Origin of the sequence: Veillonella parvula (assembly GCF_024461875.1) — a bacterium.
GTDB lineage: Bacteria > Bacillota > Negativicutes > Veillonellales > Veillonellaceae > Veillonella > Veillonella parvula_I.
Genome location: NZ_JANGAL010000001.1, coordinates 1 through 18,065 on the forward strand (window position 1 = coordinate 1; position 18,065 = coordinate 18,065).

At 39.9% G+C, this 18,065-nt stretch carries 12 protein-coding genes, 3 tRNA genes, 2 rRNA genes, 1 pseudogene and 1 riboswitch; of the genes and pseudogenes, 16 read left to right on the forward strand and 2 right to left on the reverse strand.

The window, feature by feature from the left end:
- The 4 genes from NE668_RS00005 to NE668_RS00020 all read left to right on the forward strand — a co-directional run.
- A 23S ribosomal RNA gene (locus tag NE668_RS00005) occupies positions 1-161 on the forward strand; the annotation flags it as partial.
- 221 nt (positions 162-382) lie between these two features.
- Positions 383-499, forward strand: a 5S ribosomal RNA gene (rrf, locus tag NE668_RS00010).
- 1,151 nt (positions 500-1,650) lie between these two features.
- Positions 1,651-1,726, forward strand: a tRNA-Trp gene (locus tag NE668_RS00015).
- A 112-nt stretch (positions 1,727-1,838) separates the two neighbouring features.
- Positions 1,839-1,915 (forward strand) — tRNA-Arg (locus tag NE668_RS00020).
- Between the two features lie 125 nt (positions 1,916-2,040).
- Here the strand turns inward: NE668_RS00020 and NE668_RS00025 are convergent.
- The gene (locus NE668_RS00025; RefSeq protein WP_004696724.1) at positions 2,041-2,319 is read right to left on the reverse strand and encodes a helix-turn-helix domain-containing protein; all 279 of its coding nucleotides are present in this window, start codon (positions 2,317-2,319) and stop codon (positions 2,041-2,043) included.
- A 168-nt stretch (positions 2,320-2,487) separates the two neighbouring features.
- On the opposite strand from NE668_RS00025, the gene NE668_RS00030 reads away from it, so the two are divergent.
- The 12 genes and pseudogenes from NE668_RS00030 to NE668_RS00080 all read left to right on the forward strand — a co-directional run bounded on the left by NE668_RS00030 (position 2,488) and on the right by NE668_RS00080 (position 17,675).
- Positions 2,488-4,188, forward strand: coding sequence for an efflux transporter outer membrane subunit (locus NE668_RS00030; RefSeq protein WP_256195302.1), 1,701 nt, complete (start codon positions 2,488-2,490; stop codon positions 4,186-4,188).
- Positions 4,189-4,209: 21 nt separating this feature from the next.
- On the forward strand, positions 4,210-5,250 hold the full coding sequence (locus NE668_RS00035; RefSeq protein ID WP_227037151.1) for an HlyD family secretion protein: 1,041 nt from the start codon (positions 4,210-4,212) through the stop codon (positions 5,248-5,250).
- Positions 5,251-5,259: 9 nt separating this feature from the next.
- Positions 5,260-5,847 (forward strand): annotated as a pseudogene (locus NE668_RS10385) (ABC transporter ATP-binding protein); the annotation flags it as partial.
- 450 nt (positions 5,848-6,297) lie between these two features.
- Positions 6,298-7,059, forward strand: coding sequence for an ABC transporter ATP-binding protein (locus NE668_RS10390; RefSeq protein WP_371745236.1), 762 nt, complete (start codon positions 6,298-6,300; stop codon positions 7,057-7,059).
- Positions 7,056-8,168 carry an ABC transporter permease gene (locus NE668_RS00045; RefSeq protein ID WP_024061120.1) on the forward strand — a complete coding sequence of 371 codons (1,113 nt, stop codon included), beginning with the start codon at positions 7,056-7,058 and terminating at the stop codon, positions 8,166-8,168. The genes NE668_RS10390 and NE668_RS00045 overlap by 4 nt, the downstream gene beginning before the upstream one ends.
- A complete protein-coding gene (locus NE668_RS00050; RefSeq protein ID WP_101928792.1) occupies positions 8,168-9,283 on the forward strand; it encodes an ABC transporter permease in 1,116 nt (371 codons plus the stop codon). Before NE668_RS00045 ends, NE668_RS00050 begins: the two co-directional genes overlap by 1 nt.
- A 138-nt stretch (positions 9,284-9,421) precedes the next feature.
- A riboswitch (cobalamin riboswitch) is annotated at positions 9,422-9,593 on the forward strand.
- A 565-nt stretch (positions 9,594-10,158) separates the two neighbouring features.
- Positions 10,159-10,243 (forward strand) — tRNA-Leu (locus NE668_RS00055).
- A gap of 189 nt (positions 10,244-10,432) precedes the next feature.
- Positions 10,433-13,729 (forward strand): transcription-repair coupling factor, encoded by a 3,297-nt coding sequence (gene mfd, locus NE668_RS00060; protein ID WP_227037149.1) that lies wholly within the window; start codon positions 10,433-10,435, stop codon positions 13,727-13,729.
- Positions 13,726-15,333 (forward strand): putative polysaccharide biosynthesis protein, encoded by a 1,608-nt coding sequence (locus NE668_RS00065; protein WP_227037148.1) that lies wholly within the window; start codon positions 13,726-13,728, stop codon positions 15,331-15,333. Before mfd ends, NE668_RS00065 begins: the two co-directional genes overlap by 4 nt.
- A complete protein-coding gene (gene mazG / locus NE668_RS00070) occupies positions 15,317-16,087 on the forward strand; it encodes a nucleoside triphosphate pyrophosphohydrolase (protein ID WP_008601616.1) in 771 nt (256 codons plus the stop codon). The genes NE668_RS00065 and mazG overlap by 17 nt, the downstream gene beginning before the upstream one ends.
- Positions 16,088-16,138: 51 nt before the next feature.
- Positions 16,139-16,438 carry a non-specific DNA-binding protein Hbs gene (gene hbs, locus NE668_RS00075; protein ID WP_004696710.1) on the forward strand — a complete coding sequence of 100 codons (300 nt, stop codon included), beginning with the start codon at positions 16,139-16,141 and terminating at the stop codon, positions 16,436-16,438.
- 82 nt (positions 16,439-16,520) lie between these two features.
- Positions 16,521-17,675 (forward strand): MGDG synthase family glycosyltransferase, encoded by a 1,155-nt coding sequence (locus tag NE668_RS00080; protein WP_008714438.1) that lies wholly within the window; start codon positions 16,521-16,523, stop codon positions 17,673-17,675.
- Between the two features lie 43 nt (positions 17,676-17,718).
- On the opposite strand, the gene NE668_RS00085 is transcribed toward NE668_RS00080, so the two are convergent.
- Positions 17,719-18,039 carry a hypothetical protein gene (locus NE668_RS00085; protein ID WP_008714437.1) on the reverse strand — a complete coding sequence of 107 codons (321 nt, stop codon included), beginning with the start codon at positions 18,037-18,039 and terminating at the stop codon, positions 17,719-17,721.
- Positions 18,040-18,065: the final 26 nt, after the last annotated feature.

Here is an 18,065-nt window from a genome sequence, read left to right on the forward strand (position 1 = left end):
AAACGCTGAAAGCATCTAAGCGTGAAACCAGCCTTGAGATGAGGTTTCTCATAGCGTAAGCTAGTAAGATCCCATGTAGACGACATGGTAGATAGGCCAGGTGTGGAAGAGCCGTGAGGTTTGGAGCTGACTGGTACTAATCGATCGAGGGCTTTACTTAAGCAGCGTAACCAACTTGAAGGAGCAACGCGACGCACAAGTTGCGTGGAGTCGCTTACGTCGAAACGTAAGATTTCACGATGTGAAATCCACAGGCTTCGACGCAATCCTCCAGACGTGTACTTTGAGTATGGGACGCAACATACAATAAAACATTGAGCAGAAATGTGCAAACAAATATATATAACTTCTATGTGGTTTTCAGAGTACAAACTCTGACAGATTCAGTGGCGATGGCTATGAGGATCCACCTGTTCCCATCTCGAACACAGTAGTTAAGCTCATAAACGCCGAAAGTACTTGGCTGGAGACGGCCTGGGAGGATAGGAAGCTGCTGATTAACGAAAAGAAAAGGTCTACCGAATGGTAGGCCTTTTCTTTTTGCTAGTCTTCGACTAGCTAACCTTGCTAGAACCGTCTCCAGCCAAGGTTGTAGAGGTTATATCTATCTGCGTGTCTGTGTAAGACGGCCTTGGGAAAAGCAGGGCAGTAGAAGATGGAGGAGTGAAACGACGACAGATTCACTGCATCGCTTTCTTCCGAACGTAAGATTTACCGAGCTGCAAAGCAGTGAAGGAAAATCCACAGTGAGGAAGCAAGTAGGGCAAGCGAAAAGTAATTAGGATTAAACGACGTATGGGGCCCACACATCACCTTCTTCTGACCGTAAGATTTACCGAGCTGCAAAGCAGTGAAGGAAAATCCACAGTGAGGATTGATAGAAAGTCGCTGATTGATTGAAGGCACACATAAGGGGGGTGTCTTTTTTATGTATGGCTTTTCTTCTACTAGAAAATCTGATGAGTGGGGATGTAGAAGATAGAAATGCTAGAGCGATGACCGGTTTACTGTATTAATTATTTCATTATTTTTTAATCATATTTTTCAATTAATTGAGATTAAATAATTAATGGAGGTTCAATTATAAATTTTAATAATTACTATTTATTACATATTCTATTCATGCATAGAATTATCACTTTTTTATATAGGTCCCTATCTAGCCTAGTAAATACGTGCTTTATAGCTATCTTTCTGATATTTAATAATATACCAAAATGTACCAAAAATTACTCGTTTTAATTATATTTCATATCACTTTCACTATGTTTTCACGAACTATCTATATACTAGCTATAGTTGATTGAGATCAACTAAGGAAATGGAGGTCTACTACTAATAACTTTTACCTGTCCCTTTTACAAATAATACAAACAACACAAAACAATACAACACATAAAACAACACTTAAATACACAACAATACTCTCCCTGTGTATAAACAAAACAATACATATACAAAACTCTCTAATTATATATACCATCTCCCGTATATATAAAGGTAAAAGTTAGGTAGACATAAGAGCCCTTGAAAGAGGGCTCTTTTCCTTTAATATTTCTTATTATTTATTGATTAATAAGCCTATATTTCTTGACATAGTATGTAATATTTGTTAAACTAATCAAGTATCAAGCAAAGCTTGATGAATATAGGGGTATAGCTCAATTGGTAGAGTAGCGGTCTCCAAAACCGTTGGTTGTGGGTTCAAGTCCTACTGCCCCTGCCAAAATTTGGATGGCGGTCTTCGGGCCGCATGTCCATAAAATTACTCAAAAAATATTAAAAAATGCTTGCGTAGCCGCAATCATTATGTTAATATAAGTGAGTACCTTGTACATGACTCAGTAGCTCAGCTGGATAGAGCGTTTGACTACGAATCAAAAGGCCAGGGGTTCGAATCCCTTCTGGGTCACCAAATTAAAGCATCACAGTAATGTGGTGCTTTTTTATTTTGCTTTTTATATGTATATAAAGGACCCTACATATTTATGTAGGGTCCTTTTATGAGCTAATGATCTTTATTTAATTAACTAAGTTTTATTATTTCGCATGTGGCTGATCTGATTCAGCTACTACGTTAACGACAATTTCTTGATCTGCAGAAATAAGATTCATAATGATGGGGATTGGCTGTTCGATGGCTTCAGCTATACTTTTAATTTGTCGCATTGCAACAGGATAAGGTGTTGTTCCATCGCTTTGAAATAATTCTTCCAATTGGGTGATTTCTGCTTGACTTAGATTCGATTTATTTGCGAATTCTTCAACTGTCATATTATGTTGTTCGCGATAGCTTTTAATGATTTCACCGATATACATAATCGCCTCCACTTGAATTATATTAATACATTTTTATTTTATGTGAAAGTTCGATAAAACTCAAGTTAGATTGAAATGATACTTCATATTATTGATACATAATGGTTTTATATTATAAGATGAACATATAATGATACTGATATATATGGAAATGAAAAGAGGTTTGCTATGAAGACGAATAGAAAACAACTTTTAATTGTTTATATATGTTTAGCATTAGGGGCTTGGAGTGCTAGCGCTGGCATCAGCTTTAGTCAATCAAATAGAGATACGAATCAAACGCGTCGAGATAATACGATAATACAGCATAAGTCTGAAAAAACTGTTGACGATTCTGACCAAGGCAGTCCTGTTATTGCATCGTATTACAAAGATGGCAAAAAAAAGAAGAAAAAGAGTACTGCTGCTGATGAGACTAAGCTTTCAGAGAAACAAAAAGCAACTAAAGAATTGAATGAACATTCTTGGGTAGAAGAAGCGGGAAAACATCCCTTACCGTATGCGGTTGTGGAAGGGAACGCGGTCAGTGAAGAAGAGTTAGCCCACTGGTGGAAGGTTTTTAATGATCCCGTATTGGATCAATTAATTGATTTGACCCTCAAAAATAATCGGCAGTTAGAGGTAGCTCGTTCTCGAGTTAGACAAGGACGGTTACAGTTGGGTATTGCTGAAGCACAGCGATTACCTTGGCTAGATGCTTCCGGTTCATGGTCGGCTAATAGAGGTCAGGGTGAATGGGATTCAGACCGAGAAGCGATAAAGAATTTACCTATATCTGATAAGATGACGAGAAATGTAGAAACCGGTAAATTGGGAATTGATGCGCGATGGGAAATTGATATATTCGGAAGACAAAAAGCAAAATCACGAGCTGCATCGAATTCGTTACAAGCATCACAGGCGGATTTATATTCCACCTGGGTATCTTTGAGCGCGGAAACCGCATTACAGTATATGTCGTTAAGAACTTTACAGGAGCAATTGCGCATAACAGAAGATGATGTGAAGCGTCAACAGGAAGCGTTGGAACTGATTAAGATAAATAATCAGTCTGGTATTATTAATAAATTACCTGTGCAACAGGCTACATATGCATTATCTCAGACTCAAGCGGAGATTCCTTCATTAAAGAAAAATATAGCTTCCACAATGGCTGCTCTTTCTATATTGACAGGAACAGTTCCAGGCGAGATTGACGGGTTATTGATTGAAAATACTTCATTACCTACGGTGAATCCACACATATTTATCGGCATACCGGCGGAAGCTTTACGACAACGGCCTGATATTCAGGCGGCGGAACGACGTATTGCGGCGCAACAACAGAAAACCAAGGCTGCAAAGGCTGATCTTAAACCTAGATTTTCACTAAATGGCAGTATAGGCTTGGAGTCGTTTTCATCGGGAGGTCTTATTTCGGCTATCGGTAAAATGATAGGAATAGGACCATCTATCACTATGCCTATTTTCAATGCCGGTGCTATTCGTAAGAATATAAAAGTACAAACGGAAAAGGAACAGGAATACTTGGCACTTTACGAAGAGACTGTTTTGAAAGCTGTAGGAGAGGTCCGAAATGCGGTAACGGATGCATCTCAGGATCATATTAAGTCTGAGGAATTGAAATCTGCTGTAGAATCTGCACAGCAAGCGGAATCTTTGGCGCAAACCAATTTTGACTCCGGTCTTAGCGATTACTTAAGTGTTCTTGATGCACGAAGAAATGTATTGTCTGCAAGGCGGCAATATATCATGAGTCGGGGGCAAGAGTTTGCTGATACCGTTCGTTTATTCAAATCCTTAGGCGGTGGTTGGGAAGCCATGGACATGGATCAGGAGGCAGAGGCGGACTCGCATGCTAAGAAATAGTGTGAGAAACGGGGAATGATTATGAAAGAGAAACTTGATGTCCTTAAAGGGTGGATGGCGAATAATAGAAAAAAGTGCGCAGGTATAATGATTGCCTTTCTAATAATTTTGGGTGGAGTAAGTTATTATGCTTATAATCAATACGAAGCGTACATTGCCTCTCATCATATTGTGTTGCAAGGCAATGTGAATCTGCGTGAAGTTAATGTTGCATTTCGAGGAAGTGACCGGATTGCCAGCCTTTTGGTGGATGAAGGTGCGGTGGTGAGCCAAGGGCAGATTTTGGGGTATTTATATTCTGATGAATTGAATCTTACTGTACAGCAGGCTAAGGCTACCATTGCAGCACAGGACGCTATAGTGGCCAAGTTGCAGGCCGGCAGTAGACCAGAAGAAATCGCTCAAGCATCGGCACGAGTTACATCTGCAGAAGCTGCGTTAGCTCAATCGAAACAGGAAGCAGAGAAGTTACAAAAATCCTATAATGCTTCAAATGGTAAGGCCGTTAGTCGACAGTCTGTAGATGATATACAGGCGAAGGTGAAAGTATCGGAAGCCAAATTAAACGAGGCTCAGCAAGCATACAATTTAGCTGTCGCAGGGCCAAGACAGGAAGATATAGCACAGGCCCAAGCCCAATTGGATGCGATGAAAAGCGAACTGGCCCGTCAGGAGTTTTTGTTAAACCAAACCGTATTAACAGCTCCTATAGACGGTGTTATAACGGCCCGATTATTACAGGTCGGTGATATGGCTTCACCGAATACACCTGTATTTAAATTGGCTGAGAATACTAAGAAATGGGTACGTGTATATGTGAACGAACGGGATTTAGGAAAAATTTATAACGGTATGGATGCGAATGTGACGACGGATACCAATAAGAATGAACCGATTCACGGTACAATCGGATATATATCCTCCGTAGCGGAATTTACACCTAAATCGGTAGAAACGAAGGATGTGCGTACTACACTTGTATATGAAGTGCGGGTATATGTAGATGATCCTGATAATCGTCTCCGTTTAGGAATGCCTGCCACTGTTTCCATTGATATATAGAGGTGTGCGGTGAATGATGTATATGCAATCGAAGCGTCACAATTATATAAAGAATTTCCCCTTGTCGGAGATGATCCTATAATAGCATTGGACCATTTGGATTTTAAAATTCGAAAAGGCTGTTTAACTGCGTTGGTCGGGCCAGATGGGGCGGGGAAAACGACTTTGATTCGTTTGATAGCCGGTTTATTGGATGCCACGTCTGGTTCTTTAGATGTCCTCGGAATGGATGTGAAAGCACATTCACAGGCAGTTCAAGATAGACTTAGTTATATGCCTCAGAAGTTTGGGCTTTATGAGGAATTATCCGTCAGTGAAAACATGAATCTCTATGCAGATTTACACGGTATTCCTTTGCATGTGAGAACGGAGCGGTTTGAAAAATTACTACATATGACGGGGCTAGCCAAATTTACTAAGCGTCAAGCCGGTAAATTGTCAGGTGGTATGAAGCAAAAGCTTAGCCTAGCCTGTACATTGGTGCGTTCTCCGGAGCTTTTATTGCTCGATGAGCCTACCGTAGGGGTAGATCCATTTTCAAGGCGGGAGTTATGGGAAATCTTAGAGTCGTTAGTACGTACAGATGGAATTAGCGTACTTGTTAGCACTGCATACTTAGATGAGGCGGAGCGTTGTAAAGATGTTTTCGTCCTCAATAAGGGGCACTTTTTAGCAACTGGGACACCGCATGAGTTGACTCAAATGTCTGAGGAACGATGCTTTCAGGTAAAGATTCCGAAGTCGTTGAGCATGAGAAATGTACAGGCCGCATTGATGGATGACAGGAAATGCGTGGCGGATGCCGTTCCAGAGGCCGGTGCCGTGAGGTACATAAAAACAAAAGAAATGCTTTCGATTCCTTGGCTTAGCGAGTACGGTATGGAGGAACAACCAGTTCAGAGCCGTTTGGAAGATACCTTTATGATGTTGTTAAAAGAGGATGAAATTGCCTCAAAACAAGGGGCTGAGCCTTTAGATAGTATCGATATGGATTTGAATGAAAGTGTGATAGAGAAAGAACGAAAACGTTTGTTGTCCCCAAATGAAATGGTTGAGCGTCCAGTAGAAATTTCCGTATCTCATTTGGTGAGGACATTCGGTGATTTTACGGCGGTAGCTAATACATCATTTACGGTGCAGCGCGGAGAAGTATTCGGATTGCTTGGACCAAACGGAGCCGGCAAGACGACGACATTTCGTATGTTGTGTGGATTATTACCTGTAACGAGCGGGGATTTACGTGTAGCCGGTGTTGATGTCGTTAAATCTCGTACGGCAGCAAGAAGCAATTTCGGATATGTAGCGCAAAAGTTTTCTTTGTACGGCAATTTGTCCGTTATGGAAAATCTAGAATTTTTTGCTGGTGTGTACGGTTTGTACAGTCAAAAAAAGGATGATCGAATAGAAGCTGTTATCAAGGAGTTTCGTCTAAATGATGTGCGAGATATGATAGCCGGTGATTTGCCTGGTGGTTATAAACAGCGCTTGTCCATGGCGGCTGCCTTAATGCATGAGCCTAAAATTCTTTTTTTGGATGAGCCCACAAGTGGTATTGATCCTCTTACACGGCGTAATTTCTGGCGACAGATTACTTCTTTATCAAGGCGAGGAACAACGATTATTATTACGACTCATTTTATGGATGAATCGGAATATTGTGACCGTATTATGATTCAAGATGCAGGAAAACTCGTTGTACTGGGAACACCTGATGAAGTTAGACGGATTGCCGGCGATGAGAATTGTACTATGGATGAAGCGTTTATCTCCGTCATACTAAAAAAACGGGAACAGGAGGATGACGTATGAACGGATTTATAAGACGGTTTTCCTCATTGGTATACAAGGAGACCTTACAAGTATTGCGCGACCCTAGCACTATTTTGTTGGGTGTTGTGCTACCTATACTACTTATTATCCTCATCGGCTCAGGGGTTACTTTGGATGTTAAACACGTGCCGATAGCAGTGGTTATGGAACGGCAAGATTCTATGACCCAGAGTGTGTATGACTCCTTATACGGCTCTGAGTACTTTCAACCTATAGCGGTTCGCGATAGAAAAACGGCGGAACTATTGATGGAAAAACGAAAGGTAGATGCCATATTGGTGATTCCACAGGACTTTTCTGCTCAAGTTATGCGTGGACAAGGGAAAGTGCAGGGAATTTACTACGGTGTCGATACTTCGGTAGCGATGAGCATAGAAAGTTATGTAAACTCAGCTATTAATTTATGGGCCGTTAAGAATATTCCGTTTATGCTACGTGGTGGATATATAACAATGAACCATCGCATGTGGTTTAATGAAGCAAATACAAGTACCTGGTTTTTGATTCCTGGGCTCATCATGATTATCATGACGATTGTATCCGTCTTTCTTACGGCGGTTGTTATGGCTAGAGAATGGGAACGTGGTACTTTTGAGGCTTTATTCGTTACACCAGTTAAGCCTATTGAAATTATTTTGGCTAAGGTAGTGCCTTATTATGTATTGGCCATATTGGGGCTGTTGTTTTGCCTCGGTGTTTCGTATTTCTTTTATGAAGTACCTATGCGTGGTTCCTTATGGATCATCTGCATCGTGTCCACATTGTATTTGATTGTTTCCTTAAATATGGGACTACTTATATCTGCGCTTACGAAGAAACAGTTCTTAGCTTGTCAAATGGCGTTACTTACCAGTTTTTTACCGGCGTTGATATTGACGGGGTTTTTATTTGATCCACATTCACAACCTGTGGTGATTCAATATATTTCACGGCTTTTACCTCCTACATATTTTTTAGAATTACTGAAATCATTGTTCCTAGGTGGAAATAACTGGTATTTGATTATTAAAAATAGTGCCGTATTATCGGGTTTTGCTATTTGCTTTACAATATTGACAATTTATATTACGCGGAAGAAGGTGGAATAATGAATTGGCGCCTGTATTGGAATCAAATTGTCTCCATCATATGGAAAGAGCTATTAGCCACCTTTAAAGATCCGAAAACTCGTATAATCTTACTGTTACCGGTTATTATTCAAGGGTTCCTCTTCGGTTACGCCGCAACCTATAATCTCAACAAGGTTCCCTATGTATTGATTGATGAAAGTCATACGCAGACCGCAGCTGCATTAGAATCGACTATTAATTCATCCGGTGTTTTTGAACTGTATCAATCTGCAAACTCTCCGGATATAATCGCACCACTAATAGACTCCAACAAGGTTATTATGGCGGTTATCATACCTCAGGATTTTGAAGAAAATTTAAAGCTTAAACAACCTACATCTATTACTGTTATTGTAAATGGAACGAATACAATGACTTCAGGTCTTGCAGCAGCCTATATGGGGCAAATCATTTCTCAATTCAATCAGACTTGGTTAGGTGTTGAGCATAAGGGAATCACGATTGAATCTCGTACATGGTACAATGAAAATCAGCAGTCTTCCTGGACTTTCTTGACAGGTCTCGTTATATTGATCAGTATGACACAAGTTATCATGTTGGGGGGCTTATCTGTGGCGAGAGAACGAGAGCAGGGGACCTTTGATCAATTATTGGTGACGCCCGTATCATCTATGCAAATTTTGATTGCAAAGTCTATACCACCCATGATAATAGGACTGTTTCAAAGTACTGTATTGTTATTAATAGCCATGTTTTGGTTTAAAGTTCCATTTCGGGGCAACATATTTCTTGTGTATGCCGTGTTGTTTACATTTATAAGTAGTAGTATTGGATTGGGGTTATCTATTTCGGCTATTGCAAAAAATATGCAGCAAGTTCTCGTATATGTTTTTGTCTTTCTTTTTCCACTAGCATTATTGTCCGGATTAATCACACCTGTACATAACATGCCGAAAATATTGCAATATCTTACATATGGAAATCCTATGCGGTTTTCTGTTGATGCAATGCGCAGGATTTATTTAGAAGGTGCAGGATTGACGGATATTTGGTTTAATTTTATTCCTATGATTATCCTAATCATTATAAGCATGTCCATAGCAGGATGGCTATTTAGAAATCGCGTTGGATAAAGCTAATGATTAGATCGTTAAACTTTTTATATTTTGTTATAACAATACGGCAGACCTATATAGCATTTTTTTATTAATAAATATGCTACTGCCGTATTGACTAAATGAATGTAGACTGTTAGAATAAAGGCATAGAAAATATCATATTTGGGAATAGGTGCTGAAAAGCATAATAGAGAAGCCGGTTAAAGGCCGGCACGGTCCCGCCACTGTATGGTCGAGCGAGTCTAAATTAAGTCACTGGGAAACTGGGAAGGCTAGATGAGCGATGACGCCGAGTCAGGAGAACTGCCTATTCAACATTCACCATTTGACCTACGAGAGATAGGGAGGAGAAGTTAATAGCTCCTTTTTACGTACCCGTAAAAAGGATTTTTTAGTTCTATTGAATCTAAATTGCATTATATTTGATTTAGATTTTAGTTCTATACGACCTAAATGTCGTGCTATGGTCATGGTGGATTACCTTTTTGGTATTACCAGCATGACATATGTTATGACTGTTAATATATTTTATGGTAAATGTAGGGCATGCATTTATTCATCATCATCCTAAAAAAGAGGCTGACCCAGGGTTCTAGTAGTTCGGATTCTGGGTCAGTCTCTTTTTATTTTGCAAATATTAATTATCGGTAAGATCTTTTAGATTGAGACCTGTAGAGTTTAGGTTTAGATGAGGCGTTAAGCGTTAATAGATATACAATTGTAGAGTTAAGATTTTTTAGTTTTAGAATTTGTTTTAGGTTTACGTAAATCATAAGGTTTAGATAGTTGTTTTTCTTTGAATCTATTTTTAGATGTATGAATTTTAAGTCATTTATAAAAAAATGATTGACGATGAATTCCATACATGATATTATTATTTCAGTTGAGACGCGGGAGTGGCGGAATTGGCAGACGCACCAGACTTAGGATCTGGCGCCTTACGGCGTGGGGGTTCAAGTCCCTTCTCCCGCACCAACTTTATTGCACCTTTAGAGGTGTATTTTTTTTGCCTAAAATTAAGTAGTTAATGTGGATATTCATATCGATAAACACTTGTAATTTAATAGTAGGGTAGGTACAGAATTAACTACTACATTATATGTTATAATAAATGAGTTAGAACTATTTAATTAATACAATCATAGTAATACTATATGGTGCAGTATGAATAATACATTAACAAAACTGCTTTCACAGAACCCATCCTTTGTGGATGGGCTAAACGCATTTCAGCGTAAAGGAAAGTCGGTCATATATGGGCTTAGTGGATCTCAAAAGAGTTTCCTTTTAAATCAAGCTTTTTCTGCAGGTCTTAAAAAGCCTGTAGTCATCGTAGTTCATGATAAGGATCATAAGGAGATGTGGGAGCGAGATTTAGCTTTCTTTTGGCCTAATGTGCCAGTCCAATCATTTCCTATAACAGATCATGTAGACTTTACAACTGTAGCACGTAGTCTTGAAAATCAAGGTGCACAAATGCGAGCATTAGCATTATTAGCATGGCAAGAGCCGGCAGTAGTCATTGCCAATGCTGAAGAGGTTACACAATATGTTGTATCCCCTCATTATTTAAAGGGGCAATCGTTGCATTTTGCTTTGAATGATGCAATTGAACGTGATGTAGCTCTTGAACAGCTCGTAACAATTGGATATGAACGCGTAGACCAGGTGGAACAACGTGGTCATTTTGCTGTGCGCGGAGATATTTTGGATATTTATCCTGTAAATAGTGATCATCCGATTCGTATTGAATTCTTTGGAGATGAGATTGATACATTGCGTTTCTTCTCTGTTGAGAATCAACGTTCTATTGAACAAATCGAATCCTATACGGTGACGCCTTTCTTTCTTGGTCAAAGTGATGCGGATAGCACTCTATTATCTTATGTGAAAGATGGCACTTTGATTTATGATGAGCCAGGTCGTATTCAAGAGGCATTAAAGAAATTCTTAAAAGAAGATCCTACACATCGGAAAAATCATTGTGATTGGAATGAACTACAACGCACTGTAGATGCTACGAATCAAGTGGCTTTCACATTTATGCAACAACGTTCTATTGGTCTCACTGGATTTAACCCTATTGGTATTCAAGGGAAGACGATGACGAGCTTTGAGCGTCAAATTCCCCTATTAACAGATGAAATTAAACAATGGCATCGTTTAAATCATCAAGTGGTACTAGTACTAAATAATCAGCAACGACGAGAAGGTATTGAGCGCGCCCTTGAAGGGGAGAATATTGCATTTATTCATAGTGATACATGGATAGCAAAGCCAAACACTGTCGTTATTTTAAAGGGCTTATTAACAGATGGTTTTGAATTGCCCAATAGCCATCTCGTAGTTGTCGTAGAAGGTAATATTTACGGACAGCAAAAGCGCAAGCTTCGTAATAAGCCTAAAAAGGGCCAAGAAATCAATTATTTTACAGATTTAACGCCTGGTGACTATGTAGTACATAATATGCATGGTATCGGCAAGTATATTGGTCTTAAAACAATTGAGACGGAAGGCATTCACCGCGATTATATTGAGATTGCTTATGCTGGAACGGACAAACTGTTCTTACCAGCTAATAATTTAGATCAACTGCAAAAATATATTGGCAACGAAGGTGATGTGCCACGTATTAATAAGATGGGTGGCCGTGACTGGAGCAAGGTTGTTACAAAGGCAAAAAAATCTATTGATGATTTAGCAGATAAACTCGTTGAGATATATGCACAACGAGAAATCACAGAAGGTTTTGCATTCTTGCCAGACCAACCATGGCAGCAAGAGTTTGAAGATGCATTCCCATATGAGGAAACGGAAGACCAATTACAGGCTACCGCAGAGATTAAAGAATCCATGGAAAGACCTGTTCCTATGGATCGCCTGCTCGCTGGTGATGTAGGTTTTGGTAAAACGGAAGTGGCTATGCGCGCCATTTTCAAGGCCGTTATGAGCGGAAAACAAGTGGCAGTACTTGTACCAACTACGGTTTTAGCACAGCAACATTTCCAAACTTTTTTGAATCGCTTTGCTCCATTTGGGGTAAAAGTAGATGTGCTTAATCGATTCCGAACTACATCAGAGAAAAAACAAATTCTTAAAGGCGTAGAGGATGGATCTATTGATATTCTTATTGGAACCCATTCATTACTTAACAAAAAGGTGGTATTCAAAGACTTAGGAATGCTTGTTGTAGACGAGGAGCAACGTTTTGGGGTAGCACAAAAAGAAAAGTGGAAAGAGTGGGCTAGCAATATCGATGTACTCACTTTGAGTGCTACACCGATTCCGCGGACTTTACATATGTCCCTCGTTGGCGTTCGAGAAATGTCTGTTATCAATACTCCGCCAGAGGAGCGATTGCCTGTTCAAACCTATGTGGTGGAATACGATATGAATCTCATAGCAGATGCTATCAAACGAGAACTTGCAAGAGGTGGACAGGTCTATTTCGTATATAACCGTGTCGCATCCATTAATCACATGGGAGAACTATTAGAATCCGCATTGCCTGGCTTGCGTTATGCTGTTGCTCATGGACAGATGACAGGCCGTCAAATTGAGGAGATTATGACCGATTTCTATGAAGGTCATTATGATGTGCTCTTGTCCACGAGTATCATTGAAACCGGCTTAGATATTCCTAACGCCAATACTATCATCATTTATGATGCGGATCGTTTAGGTTTATCTCAGCTATACCAAATGCGAGGGCGTGTAGGCCGTTCTCGTAGACGTGCTTATGCATACTTTATGTATCGGCCAGATAAAATACTTTCAGAGGCAGCTGAAAAGCGTTTGAAAGCCATAGAGGAGTTCACCGAGCTCGGCGCAGGATTTAAGTTAGCCATGAGAGATCTAGAGATTCGCGGTGCAGGTAATCTCTTAGGCTCACAGCAACATGGTAATATCGCATCTGTCGGCTTTGGTATGTATGTGAGCATGTTAGAAGAGGCGATTGCAAAGGCTCAAAATAAAGAAGTTGAGCGAGATGTATCCATTGATCCGGCCGTCGATTTAGAGGTAGATGCTTTTATTGACGATGCATATATCAAAGATAGTGCTCGTAAGATTTCTGTATACCAACGATTGTTACATATTAAATCTAAAGAGCAACTCGATGATATGACGGATGAGCTCATTGATCGCTTCGGTACACCAACCGACCCAGTAGACCGTTTGTTGCGCATTGCTCAAATTAAAGAGCAAGCGCGCCTACTGGGCATAAAAAGTATCGTCCGTAGAGATAAGCAGCTCACCATCCATTGGTATGACGATTCTAAAATGGCCGATTGGGACATGGGGGCTGTACGAGAAGATTTATGGAAAAAAATGAAGTTTATGGACACCAAGCCAGCCACATTATATGTGAATCTTAATGGCATGAAAGGTTCTGTTTTGACCATTACGGAAGCGGTGATAAAGGCTCTTAGCCACAAGTCACCGACTAAGGAGGGCCTATGAATCGATTTTTAAAAGGAGCCATGATTTTAACCTTAGCCGGTATTATCGTGAAGGTCATTGGTGCGTTTAGTAAGGTTCTTATCGCACGGATTTTAGGTGGTGAAGGAATTGGGCTATATATGATGGCCTATCCAATCTATCAAATTATCGTTAGTATTTCTGCTGCAGGTATTCCTGTAGCCATATCTATTATGATTGCAGAGAAACTTGCTAATGATGATATGCGAGGCGTACAACAAGTATTTTCCGTATCTTTAAGGGTACTCGCTATATTAGGGCTGGTATTTAGTTTGGCCTTATATGGTAGTGCGCAATGGCTCGTAGACAATCAAATCATCACCGATCCACGTGCTTTAATTGCTATTCAGCTATTATCTCCAGCCATTTTTGTAGTGACCATCCTGAGCTGTTTTAGAGGGTATTTCCAAGGTTTCCAGTATATGGTGCCTACTGGTACGAGTCAAGTATTTGAACAAATCTTTCGCGTGTCTTCTATGGTAGGTTTGGCATACTACTTCATTGATCGTGGACTCCATTTGGCGGCAGGTGGTGCGACTTTTGCTACATTCCCAGGCGTATTGGCAGGGTTACTGGTATTAATTTATTTTTACTACCGACAACGTAATGTTCGAGAGAAGATGCTTTCACAACAGAATCCTAATGCTATTTGTGAAAGTAATGGCACCGTAGTTAAACGATTGTTTAGTCTTGCTATACCTGTTTCTATGGCGAATATTATGCTTCCTATGGTATCACTCATTGATACATTTATCGTCCCAAAACGATTGATGGATATTGGATACTATCTCAATGAAGCAACCACACAATTTGGCTATTTAACGGGTATGGCAACATCGCTGATTGGGTTGCCAATTATTCTAACTACGTCCTTAGCCGCTAGTCTTGTACCAGCCGTATCTGAGGCCCATACTCAAGGTGATGTACATCGCATCTTGAAACGAGCGGAAACGGCGATTAAAATTGCTAATATGTTTACGATTCCAGCCTGTATTGGTCTCTGTGTATTAGCTACGCCAATATCGCAATTAATATATGCAACACCCCACGCAGGGCCTGTTATTGCTGTTATTAGCTTGAGTATTGTGTTCCTCGGATGGCAGCAGGTTACTGCAGGTGTTTTACAAGGGTTAGGAAGGACAGTAATTCCTATGGTGTCGATTTTTATCGGCTTATTAGTGAAGACATTCTTAGATTATGAGTTGACAGGCAGTGTTGAGTTGGGCATTAATGGTGCGGCTTGGGCGACGAATTTAAACTTTGCTATTGCAGCGCTTATTAATTATATTTTTGTAAAAAGATATGTAGGTTCGGTACTCAACACATTAGAGTTATTAAAAATAATAGTATCTGCCATGGCCATGGGCGGTGCTACACAAGTCATCTATGTGAGCACTGTTGATTTATTAGGCAATGGTGGCGCTGTGGCTGCAGCAATTGTAGTGGCTATTTTTGTATATGGTTTATCGTTATGGCTTACTAAAGCTGTCGTAAAAGATGATATATACCATTTCCCAATCATAGGCAAGCGCTTACAAGCTCAACGCAATAGGGAGGAAGCAAAGCTATATGAAGAACAATATTGATATTCAACCTTTAGTCGATGTAGTGAAAACTTTGCGTGCACCAAATGGCTGTCCTTGGGATCAAAAGCAAACGCATGAATCTTTACGTCGCTATTTTATAGAGGAAACCTACGAAGTGGTAGATGCCATTGATAATAAAGATATGCCGAATCTTCGTGAAGAATTAGGTGATGTATTATTGCAAGTTGTTTTTCACAGTCAATTGGCAGAGGAGGCTGGTCATTTTACACTTCAAGACGTAATTAATGATGTCGCTGAAAAAATGATTCGTCGTCATCCTCGTGTTTTTAGCCCAGAAAATGATGAAAAATCATACACTTGGGATGAATTAAAGGCACAAGAAAAGAAAAATATTCAAAATTCTGTATTGGATGGTGTATCGAAAAGTTTACCTGCTTTAATGGCGGCTTATAAGCTCCAAGAAAAGGCTGCAAAGCTAGGATTTGACTGGGATGAGCTTGATCCTGTTTGGGCTAAAGTTTCCGAAGAAATGGGGGAATTTAAGGAGGCTATTGACCAAAATGATAGAGAAAATATGGAAAAAGAAGCAGGAGATGTGCTTTTTTCCTTGATTAATCTATTCAGATGGTATAAAATAAGCGGTGAAAATGCACTAAATCGCACAAACACAAAGTTCCGACAGCGTTTTTTACATGTAGAAGCTTGTGTTAACCAAAGCGATCGCTCATGGGAAGACTTTTCATTAGCTGAGCTCGATGCTTTTTGGGAGGAGGCTAAAGTGCAGGAAAAGTAACCTAGAGGTTTATACACTTCTAAGGTATTGTAATTTTAAGGAGGTTCTGTCATGAACAAAACAGAATTAATCGCAAGTGTTGCACAAAAAACTGAATTAACTAAAAAAGATGCTGAAAAAGCAGTAAAAGCTGTATTTGACACAGTAGCTCAAGAATTAGCAGCTGGTGGCAAAGTACAAGTTATCGGCTTCGGTACTTTCGAAGTTCGTGAACGCGCAGCTCGTGAAGGCCGTAACCCACAAAACGGTAAAACTATCACAATTGCAGCTTCCAAATCCCCTGCATTCAAAGCTGGTAAAGGTTTGAAAGAACAAGTTAACGCTGCAAAAGCTAAAAAACGCAAAAAATAATCCATATTGGATGTGAAAGAGACCTTTCGAGGTCTCTTTTTTTTATCTATTTATGGTATAATGCACAGAGAAAGGGTGCATTATGAATAACGAAACATCAAGGAAGGTTCTCATCGTGTCTGCCTCAATCGGCACTGGACATATGCAAGCCGCAAGAGCCATAGAAGAATATTGGAAAGAAAAAGAGCCACAAGCATCAATTACCCATGTTGATTTTCTTGATACAGAAACTATGTCTGTAGAGCATTTAATTAAGGGTACCTATATCAAGATGATTGACGTATTTCCTATGCTCTATGATATGATTTATCGCGTATCAAAAGGGGAAAAACGAGGTACTATTATGCAAACCGCATTGTCGTACCTACTTAAAAGCCGTATGCTTAAACTGGTACAACAAGAAGAGCCAGATGTAATGGTCTTTACACATCCATTTCCTTGTGGGGCGGCATCGATTTTAAAACGTCAAGGTCATATAGATGTACCACTAGTGGCTATTATGACAGATTTTAGTAGTCATCAGTTTTGGCTCTATCCACAGATTGATGTTTACTATGTTGCAACAGAATCTATGGTACCTGAAATGGTAGCTTCAGGTATCGATGAATCTCGTATTCATGTATCTGGCATTCCAGTGCGGCGATCTTTTTTCCGTGATGCTATTGAAGAGTATAGCTTAGAGGAACCTGTGAAAGTTCTTGTTATGGGTGGTGGCCTGGGTTTAGGCTCTCTTGAGACGGCTTTAAAACATCTAGATGAAGTAAATGGTATTGGTGAAATTACCGTTGTAGCTGGACAAAATACGTCTCTTTACGAATCGTTAGTTGTACTTAGTGAATCTATGAAGACGAAGACCACCGTATATGGTTATACTACCAATATTTCTGAGCTCATGAAATCATCGTCTTTGCTCGTTACAAAACCTGGTGCATTGACCTGTATGGAGGCTGTTACAATCGGATTGCCAATGGTATTCTTTAATGCTATCCCAGGGCAGGAAGAGGCAAATGCAGAACTGTTAGAGCAACGGGGATGTGCTCGTTGGGCTCGCGATATTCACAACTTAGAAGATGTGGTAACTGCACTGTTAATTAATTCTCCGCGACTTCAACAAATGTCTGAACGTGCTCGCGAATGGCATGTGGATGGGGCTGCTGATATCGTAAATAGTCTCATTGAAATTTTAGATGCTAGTGCACAAGATGAGCTTGTGAAAGCTCAAGAGGCAATTAGCTAACCAATATAGAAAAAGCGATGACCTAAAGGGCCATCGCTTTTTTCTATTGATACTGTTCAATATGTTCTTTTCGAAGTTTTTGTAATGTGACTAAGAAAGCATCCGTACTTTCTGCACCATCCAATAAATCTTTTAATTGGTAAGAGTCATCAAGGGTAACACTCCATTGGAAGGAGTCGTTATCGTCGTACACATTGAATACGACTGGTGTCTCTAAGTCCTCTGGCATATAGCCGTCATCATCGGACACAGTTGCATACGTGCCATCCTCTAAGAGCTCAGTAAATAATGTGTCATACCCATCAATGTCGATAAGTTCAAAGTTGATACTTTCATAAAAGTCTAAAACCATATCCGTCGCCATGTGGACCTCCTCATGAATATATATGT